Origin of the sequence: Shewanella algicola (assembly GCF_014648035.1) — a bacterium.
Lineage (GTDB): Bacteria > Pseudomonadota > Gammaproteobacteria > Enterobacterales > Shewanellaceae > Shewanella > Shewanella algicola.
This window is the reverse complement of record NZ_BMQI01000021.1, coordinates 26,682-48,042: the sequence shown is the minus strand read 5'-3', so window position 1 is coordinate 48,042 and position 21,361 is coordinate 26,682. Positions and strand designations below refer to the sequence as shown.

The window sequence follows — 21,361 nt, the reverse complement described above, 5'->3', positions numbered from 1 at the left end:
ATTATCATGATGGATTGTCTGTTTGATCAATGGCGAGGCGATATCGCATTGAGCTGCATACGACCAAAGTCGTCTATATAAAAGCATCACACCGAATAAGCTATTCGACATCAATTTTCACCTTACCACTTGAGTAAGCGTAAACTAAACCTATGTCGAACTGACTGACAGTCATAGTAAAACAAACGGATTAGGATTGACTTAAAAATAACGGAAATAATGTGATAACACTCACTATTTTCTGTAAATAAACGTTAAAAGTCGGTAAAATACGCCGCAGAAAAACGACGGATCTTATCGTCGTCTGACCGTAACCTTGCTTGCGGTTCAACACTTGCAGTAACCACAACCGTGGAAGGACTATTCATGCCAAAACGTACAATTACCGTAATCCCAGGTGATGGGATTGGACCTAGCATCATCGATTCAGCTTTAAAAATCCTCGACAAAGCAGGATGTGGCTTTGAATACGAATTTGCAGATGCAGGGTTAACGGCGTTAGAAAAGCACGGCGAGTTATTACCGCAACGTACGTTAGACCTCATCGAAAAAAACCGTATCGCCTTAAAGGGCCCTTTAACGACACCAGTCGGCGAAGGTTTTACTTCAATTAACGTCAGTCTTCGTAAAACATTCAGCTTATACGCTAACGTGCGTCCGGTTAATTCTTTTAAAGGTACTCAGGCTCGTTACAAAAATATCGACATCATTACGGTTCGTGAAAACACCGAAGGTATGTATTCAGGTTTAGGCCAAAAAGTGTCAGACGACGGCCAAACCGCTGAAGCGACCAGTATTATTACTCGCCAGGGCGCTGAACAAATTACCACGTTTGCCTATGAGTTAGCCCGTAAAGAAAACCGTAAAAAAATCACGATTGTTCATAAAGCCAACATCATGAAATCGACTTCAGGCTTATTTTTAAAAGTTGCACGTGAAGTGAGCCAGCGTTATCCAGACATCACCACAGAAGAAATGATTGTTGATGCGACTTGCATGAAATTAGTCATGAACCCAGAAAACTTCGATGTGATTGTAACCACTAACTTATTTGGTGATATTTTGTCTGATCTTTGCGCCGGTTTAGTCGGCGGATTAGGCATGGCACCGGGTGCTAACATTGGCCGCGACGCTGCTATTTTTGAAGCAGTACATGGCAGTGCTCCAGACATTGCAGGCAAAAACCTGGCAAACCCAACGTCGGTGATTTTAGCATCGATTCAAATGCTTGAGTATTTAGGCATGTCAGACAAAGCTGAGATGATCCGCAATGCCGTTTCAGCAGTCATTGAAGAAGGCGACCGTACGACGCGCGATTTAGGCGGCACTCACGGTACCACCGACTTTACCCAAGCGGTACTTGAACGTTTAGGTTAAGCACTTTTCTACAAGCTTTTAAGCTTAACAAAAAGCCCGCTAATAATGATTATCAGCGGGCTTTTTATTGATTGAGTAAAACCATTAAACGTAACTAAGGTTAAGCGTAACTAAGGTTATGCGTAACTCACGCCCTTTTCAGGGAACAACCACAAATGCACAGTCACTTCATCACGGTCGTGATACAGGTGCTTACACTGCATTTTAAAGTCAATTTCGTTCTCAGTTAAAATGGTGCTCATGGTTTCTAAAATGGTGCTCACTTCTTTATAGCGACTCTTCATCGGTAATTTAAGGTTAAAGATAGCCTCTTTAAACCAACCGTTAATCGCCCAAGCTTCCATTAGCTCAGCAACACGCGCTGGCTTTTCAACCATGTCGCACACTAACCAGTAAATATTTTTACGCGGTGGCTCAAAACGAAAACCGTCGGCGCGATAATGTTTAACCTGACCAGTTTCCATTAATTTAGGATCCATTGGGCCGTTATCAATTGCAGCCACCATCATACCGCGGCGCACTAATTGGTACGTCCAACCGCCTGGGCAGGCACCTAAATCAACTGAATTTAAGCCACTGCGACAGCGAGTTTCTTGCTCTTCTTTGGTTAAAAATACCCCAAACGCTTCATCAAGTTTTAAACTTGAGCGACTCGGCGCATCTGCAGCCATTTTTAAGCGTGGAATACCCATAAAGTGAGGAGAGCTATTGTTACTCAGCGAATAACCCGCATAGGCTTTACCTGGGCCAATAAAACACACATGAATAATAGGACGGCGGTCGTTTTCAACGCCAAGCAATGCACCACTCTTTTTTAAGCCTTGGCGCAGCGGGACAGTAAATTTACGGCAAAAGGCCGACAGTTCTTTGGCTTCATTGGTGTCAGGTGTTTCAACCCGTAATTCACCACACTTAGACAACTCTGATAACGCGGCAACAATTGGGCTAACACGATCTTGTTCTGGTAAATCAGACAACATCTCACCTGCGGCAAACATTTGACGGGTAAAAATGAGCGAACTTAGCGCAAGCTCTTTAGCTAAAGTATCCGCACCATCCTCTTCAAAACATTGATAAATAACATAAGCATCATTTACGTTGGTTTTAACAAAACCACCGACATTAAGCTCTGCAGCACGTTGTTGAATTTCTGCCGCACAGTCTTTTTCGTAACCTGAACGGCAAAATAGAAATAGGTTTTTCATTTGGAGCCTTAGCGTAAGGATGATCGCGTTAATAGCGAGACAATAATCCCGCTATTATACCCAAAAAATCACAAGGAAGGAGAATTTAGCCGCGGTATTATTTCGCCGCTTTTGATTGCCAAATGGCGACAGCAAATAACAGCCATCCCATCAGAAAACACAAACCACCTAATGGCGTAATGGGTCCAATCCATTTGGCACCTGTAAAGGCATACAAATAAAGCGAGCCTGAAAACAACACTATTCCGGCAATAAAACTATAAGCCGCCCAGTTGAGTAGTTTTGAGGTAATCCAATGGCCAGAAAAAGCTAGCGCAATAAGCGCAAAGGTGTGATAAAACTGATAGTCGACGCCAAGTTTAAAGATACTAACAAGCTCTGGTGGGGCAATCGATTTAAGCCCATGGGCCCCAAATGCACCCAATGACACCGCTAAAAAACCACTAAAGGTTGCCAGTAACAATAATCCTTTGTTCATTTCACTTACCTTTTAACATGCTTAAACACGAACTGAAGCGATAAATTGGCTGATGCCATCGCTGGCCTGTTGTAAATTACCTTCTAGTGTATAACCCGAAGATTTACGCGGTTGTAGGCTATGGTCGCCATCACCTATCCAACATATGGAGGTGTTTTCTGACAATGACCAGGAAGGCACTTGCTCACGCCCGCCAAACTTATCGCGCTCACCTTGAACGATTAGTATTGGTAATGGATTCGTTTGTATCGGTGATAGACGCGGCTCGCCACCTTTTAACGGAACAAATGGATAACCGAGGCAGACTACTGCACAAATGTTAGCTGCAACGTCTTTAGCTTGAGCCGATAAAAATACGTGCTCAGCGCTGGTTAATATGGCCGACATTCGCCCACCCATCGACTTACCCATTACGACGATGCGTTTGGGATTTATCAGCCCTTGCTTTATTTTGTCGGCCACATCGAGCAATACCTGCTCAAAATGATTGAGTAACTTAGGTGCTCTGTCAGGGGGACGACGCTTACCATCTTGCATGTTGGCTTGCATATATAAAAAATTAAACCGATACACCTGAAAACCGTTTTTAACCAGTTTATCACTCATATTGACCATAAACTCATGGTGCATATTGGCACCAGCCCCATGAGCAAAAATAATCAGCGTATCACTTTTAGCTCCCTGCAAAACATAATCTTGCGCCAGCTCAGTTTGACTATCCGGTAAGCAGTTCACTGCGAGACTCCTCAGCAAACATATCGACCATCCATTCTCTAAACGCCGATATTTTACCTATTTCAGAATGATTTTGTTGGCACACCAAGTAATAGGCATCTTTACTCACCAGCACTTCAGAGAACGGGCAAATCAAGCGGCCCGCTGTAATGTCTGGCCTTGCCAATACGCTGTAACCTAAAGCGACACCCTGGCCGTGAGCCGCGGCTTGCAGCACCAGTGATGAGTGGCTAAAGATAGGTCCCTGATTAACATTCACATCTGTCACACCGCATTGCCTAAACCAAGCTTGCCAGTCTTGACGATTCGCATCGTGCAGCAAAGTATGAAACTTTAAATCGCTGGGTTGAGTTAATGGTTTAGGGCCATTAAGCAATAAAGGCGAACATACCGGGATCAGCACTTCGTTGCGTAATTTATCGGCGCGCAAACCTGGCCAGTTACCTTGCCCATAATAAATAGCCACATCAACATCGTCGGTTAATGAGTTAGTCTCACTGTCGACAGCTTTAATTCGAACGTCAATGTCAGGGTTCTTTTCACTGAATTTAGCTAATCTGGGTACTAACCATTGAATCGCAAAACTCGGTGACATACTCACGGTTAATGAACCTACGGCACTACGCGCAAGTAAGCGATTTGTGGCTTCACCTAACTCAATAAAAATATCTTTAATGTCGAGAAAGTAGCTTTGGCCTTCTTCTGTTAACAATAATGATCGATTCTTGCGTCGAAACAACTTTAGCCCTAAAAAATCTTCTAACGCTTTAATCTGATGACTTACCGCTGCTTGAGTCACAAACAACTCTTCTGCGGCGCGGGTAAAGCTCAGATGTCTTGCTGCAGCCTCAAATGCTTTAACTGCATTTAACGGGGGCAATCGTCTAGACATAGTGATCAGTCTCTCGTTTATTGATTAGTTTTTCTAATGATTATCGTTATTTTTTGTCGTTTGTAAAGAACACTGTGTTTGGTTAAATTAGCAGCATTGAAAATACAGTTGGACAATCTCTACGAGGGAATCGGGATAGTCCGGCAAATGTGAATAATTAGCCTAGAGGTTTCCCCCTATGTTCAACCTAAAAACTGTTTTTGCTATTACCTTAACAACGTTCATCGGATTAAGCACAGCGCAAGCAACCGAATTAGAAGCGATTGATATGGCCGACTTACATGCCGAGCTATCACAAAGCATTGAAGCGATGAAAGTTGATATCAATGACGATGTTAACAGTATTTTAGTTGCAGACAATGAAGAAGCACAAAAAACTTCTGAAGCAACTCAAGCAAACTAATCGCAATTCAGTACACTGACACAAAAAAACCGCATTAAATGCGGTTTTTTTGTGGCTGTTAATCATAGGCTAACCAACAACATCAATTGTGAGTTAGCCTGATGCTTACAGATACTTATGGGCGATACACTTTAACGTTAGTGTAGCCTTGTTCAATTAAGTACAGCGCTTGCAACTTACTCATGACACCACGGTCGCAGTAAAGTAAATACGTTTTGCTGTTATCTAAATCGGCAAACTGAGTAGCAAGTTTAAAAAATGGAATGGTTTTCACCATCACGTTATCCATTTCTAATGGCGCACGCTCTTCTTCTTCTGGCGCACGGACATCAATGACAATCTCGCCTGACGCGACATCTTTAACGGTTTCAGTTTCAGTCACCTGTTTATTCATTTCAGCTTCAATATCCCGAATGTCCATCACTACGGCCGCATCAACAACGCGGTCAATTAAGTCTTCAGAGAATTTAAGTTCTTCTTTTTCAACTTTAGACAACACGGCTTTCACGGTTGGCTTTTGTGAAATAACGCCACAATACTCTGGAATTGACTTGGCAAAATCTTCAGTGCCAATCACACGGCTTTGATTAATAATATCCTGCTTGTCCATAGCAATAAGTGGACGCAAAATCAGTAAATCTGTACAGCGGTCAATCACGTTTAAATTGGTTAAGGTTTGGCTAGATACTTGGCCTAAACTCTCACCCGTAACCAAGGCTTGAATCCCAAATTTATCAGCAATACGCGTGGCAGCTCGCATCATCATACGCTTAAGAACTACACCCATTTGTCCGTTATCAATCCGCTCGAGGATCTCCTGGACCACAGGTTCAAACGGCACAGAAACAAAGCGGACCTTGTGAGATTCGCCGTACTTTTGCCATAAATGAAAAGCCACTTGCTTAACCCCGATCTCGTGCTGAGCACCACCAAGGTTAAAGAAACAATAATGGGTACGCGCACCCTTTTTAATAAACTGAAAGCTCGATACACCAGAGTCAAAACCACCTGAAATCAGCGATAACACATCTTCTTGAGTCGCCATAGGAAAACCGCCTAAGCCCTCAATACGACGCTCGACCATGTATAATTTGTCTTGATCGATTTCAAGGTTCACAGTGATATCTGGATTTTTAAGCTTCACCCCTAATGCATCAGTGTGCTGATTTAAGCCACCGCCAACATAGCGTTCCACGTCAATAGAGTTAAAGTCATGCTTACCCGAACGCTTTACACGGACACAAAACGTTTTACCGGCAAGCTCATCGCGGTATTTAGGTAACACCTGTTGATAAATATGATCGACCGAATCAAAACCGTATTCACTCACTTGCACCACATGAGCAATACCCGGAATGCAACTTAAACGTTCAGCAAACGCGTCGATAAGTTCAGGTTTATTGTCTGGCACTTTCACTAAAATTCGATCGTATAAACGTTGTACTTTGGCATCTTCATCGACTTTTTTCAGTACATTACGGATATTGGTTTCGAGCATTTTGGTAAATCGCAATCTTACCGACTTGCTCTTCATCATAATTTCAGGGTACAGCTTTACAATAAACTTCATGGGGCGTCCGCAGGCATAACAAATTCAATAGCACAGCACTTAGCAAGCACCGAGTAAGTGCTTAGCATCGCTAACTCAAAGAGTTGTAATACGTTGATTATAAAATTGAAAAACAGCTTACTGATTTAGGGTATGCCGATTTATGGTTAAATCGGTACCAAATGGTAAGCAATAATTCGCGGATTATACCAAATGATACCTATTAACCAAACATATTCACTTTTTAATCATTCATTTTGTTTAAGTCGCACCATTCACAAAACATTTTGATAACAAAAAGCGCAACCTTATCAGGTTGCGCTTTGGGTATCACGACTAAAAGTAATCAACTTTATAAGGGATTAAGCTTATTCAGACACGGTTATCTCGTTTGACTCTTTCGCTTTACCTTGCTCAATTGAAATCTCGACACGGCGATTACGCGTGCGGTTTTCATTGGTGTCATTGGGCACTAATGGTCTGTTAGAAGCCTCTCCCACAACTTTCATGCGAGTTTCGTCAAACCCTGGTACTCGGCGTAGCTCGTCAGCAACCGCAACTGCACGCTGGCTTGAGAGCTCCCAGTTTGAACTGTAAAGCTCATTGCTAATGTGCGCGCCATCAGTATGACCAGACACGGTCACAATACCGGGCACGTCTTTCAATAATGCGCCAATAGAGCGCACAATAGGCTTAAATTTAGGCTGTAAGAAACCCGAACCTGACGCAAACGAGCCTTTTTCACGAATTCGAATAATAATTTGTTGCCCAAGTGATTCAATTTCAATGGCGCCATCAACAATTTCTTCGTTGAGCTTTTCGGCCATCTTTTTAACTTGTTCATTAATATTTTCTTGCGCTGATGCTGCGGCTTTTTTTACAGCTTCCGCTTCTTGCTGCGCCGTTGCGGCCGCATTACCACCACGTTGCTCACCAGATTGTTTTTGGGTACCACCTGCACTGTCTTCTTCACCGGCTTGATACTCAATGGTTGGCTGAGTCATTTCATTAGTTTGTTGGTTAATGATTTCAATCGGGGTGGGATCAGGTCTGCCCGGGCGAAACTCAAGCGCAATGACAGAGGTGCCTTTCGGAATATCTTTCACTTCAACTTTGTTTTGTACACCAAACGCATATTTCATCGAGCCCGCAATTTGCTTAAACTTCATCACGTCCATTTCTGAGAATGCTAACAACAATACGAAGAAGCACATCAGCAATGACATTAAGTCAGCAAAGGTTGCCAGCCACATAGGGGCGCCTGCTGGTGGACAATCACACTTGGCCTTAGCCATGAGTTATTCTCCGTCCGTTGTATCAATTGCACGTTGTTTTTCAGCGAGGTAATTCTTTAAAAATCCTTCAATTACTCGCGGGTTTTGACCGTCTTGTATCGCCAGAACCGCATCCATAATTAAGTTACGATTAAGCAGTTCTTCGCCCATGCGCAGTGACAGTTTATCGGCCATAGGGATTGCAATCATGTTCGCAATGATCGCGCCATAAAGTGTGGTTAATAAAGCAACAGCCATAGAGGGACCAATCGATTTAGGGTCATCCATGTTTGACAGCATGGCCACTAATCCCACCAGCGTACCAATCATCCCCATAGCAGGCGCAACATCACCCATGGCTTTAAAAATGCTAATCCCCATTTTGTGACGTTCTTCGGTTAACGAGATATCTTTTTCAAGGGCATTACGCACCACGTCACCATCGTGACCATCAACCAGCATATCGACCGCTTTTTGCATAAAAGTATTGGTGATCACCGCTTCTTCTAACGCCAAAAAACCACCTTTACGGGCAGCGTCAGCCATGGTGACAGATTGCTCGATTAAATCTTCAGGTTTATCAATTTTAAACATGAAGGCTTTCATGCCGATTTTTATCGACCCTAAAAATTGCTTTAGGTTGAACTTCATCATGACAACAAACAAAGAGCCCATGATTACGATCAATACAGAAGGTACATCGATAAATAAACCGATACCGCCACTGGTCACCATGGCGCCAATAATAAATGCAAAAGCACCAATAATACCTATCAGGGTAGCTAAATCCACAACCTCTCCTCAATCGCAGTGATGACTCTGCTTTTTGTGCTCTATAAAAAACGGCTTCGCACGGTAAATTCGATATGCTATATCAATCGTATAATACAATCATAATGTTAATCGTTTTGCATTGCTGCAAAAGTTTCTCAAGTCATTATGATAATCAGCAATACTTGTTTCAAGAAATCATTTTCGTTAACAATTTAAAATCTTAACTCTTTATCGGACAAAGTCGGCTCAAGTTTAGCTCGATTTTATTGTTTCTAAAAAAAATTCAATAACAAAGCGTGCTGTTGAGCAAATAACAGACGACTGTATTTGACCGATACGCTGGGCTGATATACCTTGTCACTCGCGCAAAGAAAGGAAAATTAATCGTGGCTAAAAAACCAGAAAATCTCAGTTTTGAGCAATCGTTATCTGAGCTCGAAACCATTGTCGCTCACTTAGAGCAAGGTGAAGTGTCACTTGATGACGCGCTAAAACAATTTGAGCGTGGTATTAATTTGGTTCGTCAAAGCCAAACTAAGCTTGAACAAGCTCAGCAAAAAGTGTCTATTTTATTAAATGAAAATGATGCCGAACTCGCACCATTTACCGTAGAAGCTGAATAATCTCAATTCGTAATATTGAAGCATAGGTCTTAATACGTGTTAGCTGAAGCAATCAAAACTTACCAAAAACGAGTTGATGCCATTCTTGAACAGCATTTAAATCAACTCGATGATGCTGCCCCCAATTTAAAAGCCGCAATGTTACACGGCGCATTATTGGGCGGTAAACGCATTCGCCCTTTTTTAGTTTACGCTGTAGGTAACATGTTTAGTGTTAATATTAACGCTCTAGACAAAGCCGCTGCAGCCATTGAATGCATTCATGCTTATTCATTAATTCATGACGATTTACCGGCTATGGACAATGATGCACTGCGCCGCGGCCAACCTACGGTTCATGTCGCATTTGATGAAGCGACAGCGATTTTAGCAGGCGATGCACTGCAAACATTGGCATTTGAAATCATGACATCAATCAGTGATGATTTAAGCCCCACTCAACAACTTGCCATGGTAAGAGTATTGGCAAAAGCAGCAGGTTATCAAGGCATGTGTGGCGGTCAGGCGATTGATCTTAGTGCCACTAATCACAGTATTGAACTACAACGCTTAACCGAATTACACAATAAAAAAACCGGGGCATTAATTAGTTGTGCCGTAGAAATGGCGTTAATTGCCGCCAATGCACCCGCAGAACAATATCAACTGATGATGCAATATGCCCAAGCCTTAGGGTTAGCATTTCAAGTTCAGGACGATATTTTAGATATAACCGCAAGCACGGAAGAGCTGGGGAAACCTCAAGGCAGTGATGAGCAATCCAATAAAAGCACCTTCCCTAAACTGTTAGGTCTTGATGGTGCAAAGGCCTGTGCGGAACAACTAATACAAGATGCACTATCAGCGCTGACTAAATTACCATACAATAGCCAGTTAATTGCAGACTTCGCCCGCTACATTATTGAGCGAAGATTATAATAAAGAGTCAGAATATCTCGCTATGAGTTTCGATATTTCTAAATTCCCAGTACTAGCACAAGCTAATACGCCAGAAGAATTACGGAAGTTACCGCAAGGTCTTCTTCCACAAGTGTCTGATGAACTTAGACAATTCTTACTTCAGTCTGTTGGTATTTCCAGCGGACATTTTGCGTCTGGCTTAGGCACAGTTGAATTAACTGTGGCCCTTCATTATGTCTACAACACCCCTTTTGATCGATTAATTTGGGACGTTGGACACCAGGCATATCCACATAAAATTTTAACTGACCGCCGCGAACGCATGCACACCATTAGGCAAAAAAATGGTTTGCACCCTTTCCCATGGCGTGAAGAAAGCCAATACGACACCTTTAGTGTGGGTCACTCGGGCACGTCTGTCAGTGCGGCGTTAGCCATGGCTATTGCCGCCGAAAAAGAAGCCGACGGACGTAAAGTTGTTGCAGTGATCGGTGATGGCGCCATGACAGGTGGTATGGTGTTTGAAGCCATGAACCACGCGGGTGATTTACACAAAGACATGCTGGTTGTGTTAAACGACAATGAAATGTCGATTTCTGAAAACGTCGGCGCGCTAAACAACCATTTAGCCCAATTAATGTCAGGGCGTTTTTACACCACTATCCGCGAAAACAGCAAAAAAGTGCTCAAAGGCATGCCCGTCATTAAAGAAATGGCCAAGCGCACCGAAGAACACCTAAAAGGCATGGTTGTTCCTGCCACATTATTTGAAGAATTAGGGTTTAATTACATCGGCCCTATTGATGGCCACGACGTGGATTCATTAGTTGAAACTCTGCGTAATATGCGTAATTTAAAAGGCCCACAAATGCTGCATATCATGACCAAGAAAGGTCGTGGTTATGAGCCTGCAGAAAAAGATCCTATCGGCTGGCATGCGGTGCCTAAATTTGACCCAAGCCAATTTAAAAAGCCGGTAACCAAGCCAGGCTTACCAACGTTCTCGCAAGTTTTTGGTAAATGGTTATGTGATGTCGCTGCCCAGGATGACAAGTTGATGGCGATAACGCCAGCAATGCGTGAAGGCTCGGGGATGGTTGAGTTTTCCCAGCGTTTCCCCAAACAGTATTTTGATGCGGCCATCGCCGAACAACATGCCGTAACGTTGGGCGCCGGATTTGCTTGTGAAGGACTGAAACCGGTCGTTGCGATTTATTCGACCTTTTTGCAACGCGGTTATGATCAATTAATTCATGATGTTGCCTTGCAACGTTTACCCGTATTGTTTGCCATTGACCGTGGTGGCATTGTGGGTGCAGACGGCCCAACTCACCAAGGCGCCTTTGACTTAAGCTTTATGCGTTGTATCCCTAACATGGTGATTATGGCGCCATCTGACGAAAACGAATGTCGCCAAATGCTGTATACCGGATATTGTTATCAAGACGGCCCTACAGCTGTACGTTACCCAAGAGGGAGCGCTACCGGTGCCGAGCAAGTCGAACAGATGACCACCCTACCGATAGGTAAGGGGTTAATAAAACGTCAGGGTAAAAAGATAGCCATTGTTAACTTTGGCACCACCCTAGCGGCAACACTAGAAGCAGCAGAGCAACTTGACGCTACTGTGGCAGATATGCGTTTTGTGAAACCTTTGGATGTCGACTTACTCGCAGAGCTTGCCAATAGCCACGATATTATTGTCTCAGTTGAAGAAAACGCAGTATTAGGTGGTGCAGGCTCTAGCGTATTAGAAACACTACAAAAGATGCGTATTGTAAAACCGGTATTATTGATTGGTTTACCAGATGAGTTCATTAAGCATGGCTCACCCGATGAAATTACCGCAGAACTGCAACTGGACGCTCTAGGTATTTTGGCGCAAATCCAGGCCTTTGTAGCATAAAGATTTACGATGATTTAAAGCATAAAAAAGGACTGAAAATTCAGTCCTTTTTTGTGTCTGTTATTTAGTTGAATTTATGCTTCAACATCTACGCTATTACCGCCTTGAGATACCATTACCATGGCCGGGCGTAACAAACGGTCGTTAAGCAAGTAACCTTTCTGCATTACCATCATTACCGTGTTAGCAGGGTACTCAGCACTTGGCTGCATACCAATGGCTTGGTGATGGTCAGGGTTAAATGCATCGCCTAGTGGGTTAACCTGGGTGACACCAAACTTTTCTACCGATGTTAAGAACCCTTTCATGGTCAATTCAACACCTTCGTAAATCGCTTTAGTCGCTTCGTCTTCAGGATCTGTTCCCTGTAGCGCACGCTCCATATTGTCAATCACTGGCAATAATTCATTGGTGAACTTTTCTAACGCAAACTTACGCGCTTGTTCAACATCTTTTGCAGCACGAGTACGGATATTTTGCGTTTCTGCTGCAGCGCGCATTTCAACATCTTTACGCTCTTCAAGTGCAGCTTGGCTTTCTGCTAATTGCTGCTCTAGTTCTTCAATGCGAAAATTGGCTTGGGTCAATTCATCCATCAAACTCGCTTCATCAGCCACGACTTCAGGTGTAACCACATCTTCCACTTGATCTTGCGGTGCGTTGTTCGATTCGTTGCTCATTTTCACTCCAGCTAAAAAAATGCAATATTGGATATATTAATACAAAAATAAAGTGTCCAACTACTGAATTAATTGACAGCAATTATCACACTTTTAATAAGTTTGAGTATATTATGGGGATCAATTCTTATGTTTCAAGGCCTAAAGGCAGAACAAACACGAATATGACTAAATTGTTCAACACAATCGGACTTATTGGCAAGCCACATCACCAAGGCACTAACCAAACCCTGAGGCGTTTGCATCATTGGCTCAGTGTTCAGGGCTTTAAAGTGATTGTAGAAGAGCGCGTATCTGCAGAGCTAGGTGCCGACATTTGTTCTATGGATTTGCTCGAAATGGGCGAGCATTGTGATCTTGCTATCGTCGTGGGTGGCGACGGTAATATGCTAGGTGCTGCGCGCGTTCTGGCCCGTTTTGATGTGGCCGTTATTGGCGTAAACCGTGGTAATCTTGGCTTTTTAACTGACCTGCCTCCCGACAACTTTGAAGATGCATTGTCTAAAGTCTTAGACGGTGAGTTTGAAACTGAACATCGTTTCTTACTTGAAGCGGAAGTTCATCGTCATGGCAAAATCACCGCCAGTAACACCGCCGTTAATGAGGCGGTGTTACATCCGGGTAAAATTGCGCACATGATCCAATTTGAGGTGTATATTGATGAACAACTTATGTACAGCCAACGTGCAGATGGCATGATTGTTTCAACCCCTACCGGATCGACTGCCTATTCTTTATCGGCAGGAGGATCAATTTTAACACCTAATTTACAAGCACTTATTTTAGTACCTATGTTTCCGCATACGCTGTCATGCCGACCGATTGTGGTTGATGCCTGCAGTAATATTAAATTAGTCGTATCGCCTAACAATGATGAAAACCTAGAAGTGAGTTGTGATGGTCATGTGCATTTAGCCGTCTTACCGGGTGATGAAATTTTTATTCGTCGCTCTAATGAACGCTTGCGGTTAATTCATCCTAAAGGGCATAACTATTTCCATGTTCTGCGAAATAAATTAGGTTGGGGCAGTAAACTTTTCTAACTTTTGATAAAACTCACACCTTGTATTTCTCTCGCGTGAAACTCTTCACATTAACAAGCGCTAAATAACGCTATCATAAGCCACTCGTTAAATCGAGTGGCTTTATTTTTGTGTCTATTTCAAAACATAAAAATGTGATCTAAAACAAACATTAAAAATACAGCTATTAGAAGTAGATCTCACTTCTACTCGCGAGCGGTGTTTCCGGTGTATTCGATGATCTCGATCAACACTTTTAACACTTAAATAACGTCTATTACGCCCTAGTTAGCGAAAAGCTAACAAATAATAACAATTTAATACCCACTATTAGTGATACAGAGGTATACATGACATTTTTACAGTTACTAGCAAGCTTAACGCCCATTATAAGCGTAATGGTATTTTTAGTACTCATGCGCTTACCGGCATCTAAAGCTATGCCAATATCAGCGATTGCAACAGGTCTGGCTGCAGTCTTTATTTGGCAAATGGACACTATGCTGCTCGCAGCTTCAGTTGTAGAAGGACTTTTATCCGCATTAACACCGCTTACCATTATTTTTGGCGCGGTGTTTTTGTTAAATACCCTAAAATATTCTGGCGCGATGGACACCATCCGCTCAGGTTTTACCAACATTAGCGCCGACGCGCGAGTGCAAGTTGTCATTATTTGTTGGTTATTTGGTTCATTTATCGAAGGCTCTGCAGGCTTTGGTACACCAGCGGCAATTGGGGCGCCGTTGTTAGTGTTACTCGGCGTGCCACCTATTGCAGCTGCAGTAGTTGCCTTGATAGGTGACTCAACAGCAGTATCATTTGGTGCGATTGGTCTACCCGTATTATTTGGTATGGAACAAGGCTTAACTGAAGGCGGCGTTAACATGGCTGCGGCTCAATTAGCTGATCATGGCGGCACCTTTGTCGGTTATGCGCAGTTTATTGCTAAGCACATGATCACCATCGACTTGTTGACTGGTACCCTCATACCATTAGTCATGGTATGTGTATTAACGGGTTTCTTTGGTCGTAACAAATCAATTAAAGAAGGCCTACAAATTTGGAAGTTTGCCATTTTTGCAGGTTTTGCATTTACGATTCCAGCATGGTTAATTAACTTCTTTGCTGGTCCTGAGTTCCCATCTGTTATTGGTGCGCTTGTTGGTATGGCGTTAGTCATTCCTGTGGCTAAAAAAGGCTGGTTACTGCCTTCACAACCTTGGTGTGACTTTAGTGAAAATGACAACAAATCTGAAGAAGAGTTAGCCGTTGGCCAAACACCGGTTAAATTTTCTCAAGTTGCAGCTTGGTCTCCATATATCATCATGGCGGCATTACTGGTTCTTTCTCGTGTCATTGGACCGTTCAAGAGCTGGTTAACAAGCTTCAATATTAGTTGGACTGGATTACTTGGTACTGAATTAAAAGCGGGATTTGCCACCTTTTATGCACCAGGCATCTTCTTCGTCGTAGTATGTTTATTTGGTTTTGTATTGTTCAAAATGAAACCACAAGCAATGAAGCAGTCTATCACTGTATCGTGCAAATCAATGTTACCAACAATTATCTCATTAGGCGCATCTGTGCCAATGGTTAAAATCTTCCTAAACTCTGGCGAAAATGGTGCTGGCCTTGCGTCTATGCCAGTTGCGTTAGCTGACCTATTGGCAAACAGCATGGGAGCTGTTTGGGCATGGGTATCACCAGTTGTAGGGATTTTTGGTGCATTCTTGTCTGGTTCTGCCACCTTCTCAAACATGATGTTCTCTGGTTTACAGTATTCTGTAGCCGACAATATCGGCATGAACCATGCCTTAGTGTTAGCACTTCAAGGTATTGGCGCTAACGCCGGTAACATGATGTGTGTGATGAACGTAGTAGCTGCTGCAACTGTTGTAGGTATGGCGGGACGTGAATCTGAAATTATTCGTAAAACAATGCCTATCGCCCTTGGTTATGCCATGGTAGCAGGCACTATCGCAGTGATTTGGGGCGGATTTTAATCTAAGCTAATTGTTGTAGAGTATGACAACTCAATGCATTTGAAGCTGCGATAATCAGAAAAAGTTTATTGCAGCTTCTATTTATTATTGAGATTAACGAGAGCTGGCAAACATAGCCTGCTAAATATTAGAGTGTTAAGAGAGCAAGTTATGACTATTAACTATCAAGTAGTAATGGATATTTTAACGTCTCAATTGGGAAGCGATGCTGTCTCAAATGATCCTGTACGTCGCTTTGCCTGGTCTACGGATGCAAGTTATTTCCGTATCGTACCAGAAATTGTTGTCCACGCTGATACCGTAGAACAAGTCAAAATCACCCTTAATGTTGCTAGAGCACATAATGTGCCAGTAACATTCCGTGCAGCAGGTACCAGCTTATCTGGGCAAGCTATTGGCGAAGGTATTTTATTAATACTAGGTCATGATGGCTTTAGAACCATCGACATTAGCGAAGATAAATCATCTATCGCGTTAGGTGCTGCAGTTATTGGTTCTGACGCTAATGCGGCATTGAAGCCATTTAACAAAAAGATTGGCCCAGACCCTGCCACCCTTGCCTCGGCACAAATTGGCGGCATGGTTGCCAACAACGCCTCAGGCATGTGCTGTGGTACAGCACAAAACAGTTACCAAACCATCAAGTCGGCAAAATTAATGCTAGTCGATGGCACTGAATTAGACACGGGTTGCCCTCATTCAAAAGCCGCATTCAGTCAATCGCATGCAATGTTATTAGCAGCATTAACTGACTTAGCAGAGTTAACTCAAAATAACCCAACGTTAGCGGCACGTATTCGTAAAAAGTTCTCGATTAAAAATACCACGGGTTACAGCATCAACTCGTTGGTCGACTTTACGGACCCATTCGACATCATTAACCATTTGATTGTGGGCTCTGAAGGTACCTTAGCTTTCGTTAATGAGATCACTTATCACACCGTCGAAGAAGCACAATTTAAAGCCTCTGCCATGGCTGTGTTTTTCAACATGGAAGATGCCGCCAGTGCCATCCCATTAATTAAAGGTGACAGTGTTGCTGCAGCAGAATTACTCGACTGGGCGTCTATTAAGTCAGTTACCGGTAAAGCAGGTATGCCTGAATGGCTAAGCGAGTTGCCAGAAGGCGCTGCCATTTTGTTGATTGAATCTCGAGCCAATGATTCAGAAACCCTTGATAGCTACACCCGTGACGTTATCGAAAAAATTGCTCACATTAAAACAGAACGCCCAATTGAGTTCAGTAAAGATCCTGCGGTATTTGGTCAATACTGGGCCATGCGCTCTGGCTTGTTCCCTATTATTGGTGGTGCACGCCCGAAAGGCACGTCAGTCATTATTGAAGACGTTGCATTTGAAATTGAGCACTTAGCCAGCGCTGCTGCTGATTTAACAGCATTATTCGACAAGCACGGCTACCCTGAAGGAGTTATTTACGGCCACGCACTTGCCGGTAACTTCCACTTTATCATTACACCGACATTTGCATCGCAAGGCGATATCGACCGTTTCCATGCCTTTATGCAAGATGTGGCAGAAATGGTCATCGACAAATATGACGGCTCAATGAAAGCTGAGCATGGTACAGGCCGTGCGGTAGCGCCATTTGTTGAAATGGAATGGGGTAGCGATGCATATACCCTAATGAAACAAATTAAGCAGATTTTTGACCCTAGCGGTTTATTAAACCCAGGGGTGATATTAAATGATGATGCCCAAGTGCACGTTAAAAATATCAAACCATGTCCAATTGTCGATGATTTTGTCGACAAGTGTATTGAGTGTGGTTTCTGTGAAAAGACCTGCCCAACATCAGCGCTTAACTTCTCGCCACGTCAACGTATTGCCGTGTTACGTGAAATTGAACGTTTAGAGCAATCTGGCGATAAGCAAGCCGCGGCTGAAATGCGTGCCAGTGCAAAATACGATGTTGTCGATACCTGTGCTGCATGTCAGCTATGTACTATTGCCTGCCCTGTTGATAACAGTATGGGTCAGTTAGTGCGTAAATTACGTACACCATACATCACCACCACAGAACAAAAAGTACTCGACTTCCAGGCCAAGCATTTTGGCGCGGTTAACCAAGTTATCAGTACTGGTTTTGATATTTTAGGTATCCTTCATAAAGTGACCGGTGACACCATCACCAACTCACTCATGAATGCTGGCCGAATGATCACCAAAGAAGTGCCTTATTGGAACCCAGACTTCCCTAAAGGCGGTAAAGTAGCCAAGCCATCGGCGCATAAACCTAACCAACAAACTGTGTTGTACTTCCCAGCTTGTGGTGGCAGAACCTTTGGTCCTACACCAAAAGATCCTGACAACCGTACCCTGCCAGAAGTCGTTATTACCTTGTTAGAGCGTGCAGGCTATAACGTGATTATTCCAGACAATACGCGTCATTTATGTTGTGGCCAAATGTGGGAATCAAAAGGCGACTTTAAAAATGCCGACGCCAAGCGTGATGAGCTCATTGAGGCGCTAAGCAAGATGTCTGACAACGGTAAAGTGCCGGTCGTGGTTGATGCCTTGTCTTGTACTTACCGTACATTAACAGGCAACCCTAAAGTGGCTATTACCGACCTAGTCGAGTTTATGCACGACAACTTGTTACCTAACATGACGATTACTAAAAAATCTAACGTCACCTTACACCAAGGCTGTAGTGCCCGTAAGATGAAGCTAGAGCCAAAACAACAAGCCATTGCTGATGCATGTGCCAACCATGTGGTATTGCCTGCAGGGATTACTTGTTGTGGTTATGCCGGTGAAAAAGGCTTGTATAAGCCAGAAATTAACGCCAGTGCATTACGTAATATCAAAAAACTCATTCCAGCAGAAACCAAAGAAGGTTACTACGCAAACAGAATGTGTGAAGTGGGCTTAACCCAACATAGTGGTATTTCGTACCGTCACTTGGCGTATCTTTTAGAAGAGTGTACTCGCTAAGGGTCGCAAGGTTATTTATGCCTGTATAAGAGCATAAAACACAATGGGCATTGATATTGTATCAATGCCCATTTTTATTTCAGGATGTGGATATTGGCTTCAACATTCAATTATTAGCCTTTTGCGTTAAATCACCTCAATGCAATCTAAAAGTTGTTGCTGTAAACCATCAGCGTCGAGTTGCTTGTCACTAATGATTTCAATGCGCGAATCAAGTGCATCATCATGTTCATCTAGACTCAAATTACCATCAACCATATTGGCGGTTAATATGCCATCAAGCGTAATGACAATGGCTTTTAATCTCAGTACCTTTAACCCTTTTACCGTCTCAAGCCACTGCATAAACGATTCAAAGCTAAAACAACGCTGACTATCAATAATCCAACCATAACTGACACAACCTTCGCCTTGGTTAGTTTTGAAAACATAACCCTGTTGCGCAAGTTGTTGTTGAAGCTCATCATCAGTGTGGGTTGATGGCGCACTGGGCAAAAGCCATTGCTCTGCACCAGGACTAAGCATGCTTTTAGGTTTGAAGGTTGGCGATGGTTGTTTGTTACGTTGAGCGGTTGATGTATCCAGTTGCGTGAAAATGTGCTGCAAGTGCTCAGGCAGGATAAGCTGGCTGTTATTGTAAATAACCGGCGTATCTGCGCGATTAAGCTGTGCCATAAAGCCAGTCAAGGCCTGCTTATCTTGGTCAACATAATATTGGGCTTTATTGGCCATCACAATATCAGCCACCTGTAACTGCTGAACAAAAATATCGTGGCGGTTATAGCGCTCATCACTGACTTTGCGAGCATCAACGAGACATAAACTTGTTTGCACCTTAATAACGTGTTGGAAATGTTCTGCTTGTAAAAGCTTTACAATTTCAGCTGGATGACCCAACCCAGTGGGTTCAATCAATAATCTATCTGGTTTTGCTTGCTGGATCAGTTGCGTAATAGCCACTTGAGTGGGTAAGCCTGCTGCGCAGCATAAACAGCCGCCAGGCACTTCTTTAATGGTTATACCTGCCGTTGCTTGCGTATGCAACAAACCGCCATCTATACCTATCTCGCCAAATTCATTAACCAATACTGCCCACTTTTCATGAGTGGGTTTATTGGCCAGTAACTGCTTAATGAGTGTGGTTTTGCCCACACCCAAAAAGCCAGTAATAATATTGGTTTTTATGGGTTTAGTGATCATTTCTTCGTTTTCGCGTATTTACCTTTGCGAGTGGGTTTTGCTTCACCTTGTGACGGTTTACCCCGCTTATGTTTAAACACTTTTTTCGGTTTGTCAGGGCTCACATCGCGGTACCTGGCGGGCAATGGTGCACCTTCTTCATACCCTTTTGGAGTAAATATGGTTAATTTTCGCCCAATAAGCTGCTCAATTTCAGCTAATAACTCAAGCTCTTGTGGACTCACTAACGATATAGCCTCACCCGCAAGCCCTGCTCGACCGGTACGTCCAACACGGTGTACGTAATCTTCACACTCTTCTGGTAACTCAAAATTAATCACTCGCGGTAAGGCTTGAATGTCTAACCCTCTTGCCGCCAAGTCAGTCGCTATCAGTACCCGTAACTGCCCTGCTTTAAATTCTTCCAAGGCGCGGTTGCGTGCTCCTTGGCTTTTATCGCCATGGAAAACAGCTGACTTAATACCGTCTAATGACAATTCACGGTATAAATGTTCTGCCGTTTCTTTGCGGCTGGTAAACACCATAACTTGTTGCCAATTGTGTTTACCAATCAACTCTGACAATAATTCTGCTTTACGACGCGCATCAACTTTATACACTTGCTGGCTTACATTAGCCGCTGTGGTTTGGGTTTCAACATGGACATATTCAGGTTGGTTAAGCATGTTAGCTGCCAAGCTTTTCACATCGTCAGAGAAGGTCGCAGAAAACATCATTGTATGATGTTGTTTAGCGATTAAACGCTTCACTTTTTCAATGTCTTTAACAAAACCTAAATCGAGCATGCGATCGGCTTCGTCAATGACCAGGTGGGTCACTGAAGATAAATCCAATTCATGTTGACCGATAATGTCAAACAAACGACCTGGCGTAGCAACTAACACATCAACGCCCTGCTCTAATGCTTTACGTTGAGGATTAATGCTTGCGCCGCCATACACAGCCAAACTTGAAAGTTCGGTAAACTGGGCGTACTTAACGAGGTTTTGTTCAATTTGAATAGCCAACTCACGAGTGGGAGTCATGATTAACACCCGCAATCTTGCTGCTGGGCTCAACGCTTCTATCGGCTGTTGCAACAAATGATGTAACAATGGCAACGCAAATGCCGCTGTTTTACCGGTACCGGTTTCGGCACTGGCCAACACATCTTGCCCATTGAGCGCTAGTGGGATAACCGCTTGTTGAACAGGGGTGGCGGTGTGATAACCTGATTGATTAATCGCATCAAATAACAATGGCGATAACCCTAGCGAAGTAAAAGACATAACAAACCCAACAGACAATGAAATAGTCCACTATTGTATACTAATCTCCGAGCGTATTAACTATTTTCAATTAAGGTATGCAGATGAGTATGTTCAAAGCAGAATTGACTGAAATGG

The 21,361-nt window shown here is 43.2% G+C and carries 18 protein-coding genes; 8 read left to right on the top strand and 10 right to left on the bottom strand.

The window, feature by feature from the left end; genetic code table 11:
- The first annotated feature begins 366 nt into the window (after positions 1–366).
- Positions 367–1,377: an isocitrate dehydrogenase gene (locus IEY42_RS10770; RefSeq protein WP_188925229.1), complete on the top strand. Its 1,011-nt coding sequence runs from the start codon at positions 367–369 to the stop codon at positions 1,375–1,377.
- A gap of 116 nt (positions 1,378–1,493) precedes the next feature.
- On the opposite strand, the gene rlmM is transcribed toward IEY42_RS10770, so the two are convergent.
- From rlmM to IEY42_RS10750, 4 genes are all read right to left on the bottom strand, one after another.
- On the bottom strand, positions 1,494–2,582 hold the full coding sequence (gene rlmM / locus IEY42_RS10765; RefSeq protein ID WP_188925228.1) for a 23S rRNA (cytidine(2498)-2'-O)-methyltransferase RlmM: 1,089 nt from the start codon (positions 2,580–2,582) through the stop codon (positions 1,494–1,496).
- Between the two features lie 97 nt (positions 2,583–2,679).
- Positions 2,680–3,060, bottom strand: a complete 381-nt coding sequence (locus IEY42_RS10760) for a DUF423 domain-containing protein (RefSeq protein WP_188925227.1) — start codon at positions 3,058–3,060, stop codon at positions 2,680–2,682.
- 21 nt (positions 3,061–3,081) lie between these two features.
- Positions 3,082–3,795, bottom strand: a complete 714-nt coding sequence (locus tag IEY42_RS10755; RefSeq protein ID WP_188925226.1) for an alpha/beta fold hydrolase — start codon at positions 3,793–3,795, stop codon at positions 3,082–3,084.
- Positions 3,776–4,687 carry a transcriptional regulator GcvA gene (locus IEY42_RS10750; protein ID WP_188925225.1) on the bottom strand — a complete coding sequence of 304 codons (912 nt, stop codon included), beginning with the start codon at positions 4,685–4,687 and terminating at the stop codon, positions 3,776–3,778. Before IEY42_RS10750 ends, IEY42_RS10755 begins: the two co-directional genes overlap by 20 nt.
- A gap of 178 nt (positions 4,688–4,865) precedes the next feature.
- On the opposite strand from IEY42_RS10750, the gene IEY42_RS10745 reads away from it, so the two are divergent.
- Entirely contained in the window at positions 4,866–5,090 is a 225-nt protein-coding gene (locus IEY42_RS10745; RefSeq protein ID WP_188925224.1) for a hypothetical protein, read from the top strand.
- A 115-nt stretch (positions 5,091–5,205) separates the two neighbouring features.
- On the opposite strand, the gene thiI is transcribed toward IEY42_RS10745, so the two are convergent.
- The 3 genes from thiI to pomA all read right to left on the bottom strand — a co-directional run bounded on the left by thiI (position 5,206) and on the right by pomA (position 8,705).
- Positions 5,206–6,660, bottom strand: a complete 1,455-nt coding sequence (gene thiI / locus IEY42_RS10740; protein ID WP_188925223.1) for a tRNA uracil 4-sulfurtransferase ThiI — start codon at positions 6,658–6,660, stop codon at positions 5,206–5,208.
- A 347-nt stretch (positions 6,661–7,007) separates the two neighbouring features.
- Positions 7,008–7,934 carry a flagellar motor protein MotB gene (locus IEY42_RS10735; RefSeq protein ID WP_188921139.1) on the bottom strand — a complete coding sequence of 309 codons (927 nt, stop codon included), beginning with the start codon at positions 7,932–7,934 and terminating at the stop codon, positions 7,008–7,010.
- Between the two features lie 3 nt (positions 7,935–7,937).
- A complete protein-coding gene (gene pomA / locus IEY42_RS10730; protein WP_188921137.1) occupies positions 7,938–8,705 on the bottom strand; it encodes a flagellar motor protein PomA in 768 nt (255 codons plus the stop codon).
- Between the two features lie 368 nt (positions 8,706–9,073).
- Between pomA and xseB the strand changes: the two genes are divergently transcribed.
- The 3 genes from xseB to dxs are packed head-to-tail and all read left to right on the top strand — an operon-like array spanning position 9,074 to position 12,116.
- Positions 9,074–9,310: an exodeoxyribonuclease VII small subunit gene (gene xseB / locus IEY42_RS10725; RefSeq protein WP_188925222.1), complete on the top strand. Its 237-nt coding sequence runs from the start codon at positions 9,074–9,076 to the stop codon at positions 9,308–9,310.
- Between the two features lie 36 nt (positions 9,311–9,346).
- Positions 9,347–10,228: a (2E,6E)-farnesyl diphosphate synthase gene (ispA, locus tag IEY42_RS10720; protein ID WP_188925221.1), complete on the top strand. Its 882-nt coding sequence runs from the start codon at positions 9,347–9,349 to the stop codon at positions 10,226–10,228.
- A gap of 22 nt (positions 10,229–10,250) precedes the next feature.
- Positions 10,251–12,116, top strand: a complete 1,866-nt coding sequence (gene dxs / locus IEY42_RS10715) for a 1-deoxy-D-xylulose-5-phosphate synthase (RefSeq protein ID WP_188925220.1) — start codon at positions 10,251–10,253, stop codon at positions 12,114–12,116.
- A gap of 74 nt (positions 12,117–12,190) precedes the next feature.
- On the opposite strand, the gene grpE is transcribed toward dxs, so the two are convergent.
- Positions 12,191–12,796: a nucleotide exchange factor GrpE gene (grpE, locus tag IEY42_RS10710; protein ID WP_188925219.1), complete on the bottom strand. Its 606-nt coding sequence runs from the start codon at positions 12,794–12,796 to the stop codon at positions 12,191–12,193.
- A 164-nt stretch (positions 12,797–12,960) separates the two neighbouring features.
- Here grpE and nadK point away from each other — a divergent pair, with 164 nt between their 5' ends.
- From nadK to IEY42_RS10695, 3 genes are all read left to right on the top strand, one after another.
- A complete protein-coding gene (gene nadK / locus IEY42_RS10705; protein WP_188925218.1) occupies positions 12,961–13,839 on the top strand; it encodes an NAD(+) kinase in 879 nt (292 codons plus the stop codon).
- 329 nt (positions 13,840–14,168) lie between these two features.
- On the top strand, positions 14,169–15,821 hold the full coding sequence (locus IEY42_RS10700) for an L-lactate permease (protein WP_188925217.1): 1,653 nt from the start codon (positions 14,169–14,171) through the stop codon (positions 15,819–15,821).
- A 150-nt stretch (positions 15,822–15,971) separates the two neighbouring features.
- On the top strand, positions 15,972–18,776 hold the full coding sequence (locus tag IEY42_RS10695) for an FAD-binding and (Fe-S)-binding domain-containing protein (RefSeq protein WP_188925216.1): 2,805 nt from the start codon (positions 15,972–15,974) through the stop codon (positions 18,774–18,776).
- Positions 18,777–18,902: 126 nt separating this feature from the next.
- Here IEY42_RS10695 and IEY42_RS10690 read toward each other — a convergent pair whose 3' ends face one another.
- Together IEY42_RS10690 and IEY42_RS10685 are read right to left on the bottom strand one after the other, a co-directional pair.
- Entirely contained in the window at positions 18,903–19,976 is a 1,074-nt protein-coding gene (locus tag IEY42_RS10690; RefSeq protein ID WP_188925215.1) for a CobW family GTP-binding protein, read from the bottom strand.
- Complete coding sequence (locus IEY42_RS10685) at positions 19,973–21,244, bottom strand: DEAD/DEAH box helicase (protein ID WP_188925214.1); 1,272 nt, start codon at positions 21,242–21,244, stop codon at positions 19,973–19,975. Before IEY42_RS10685 ends, IEY42_RS10690 begins: the two co-directional genes overlap by 4 nt.
- Between the last annotated feature and the right edge of the window lie 117 nt (positions 21,245–21,361).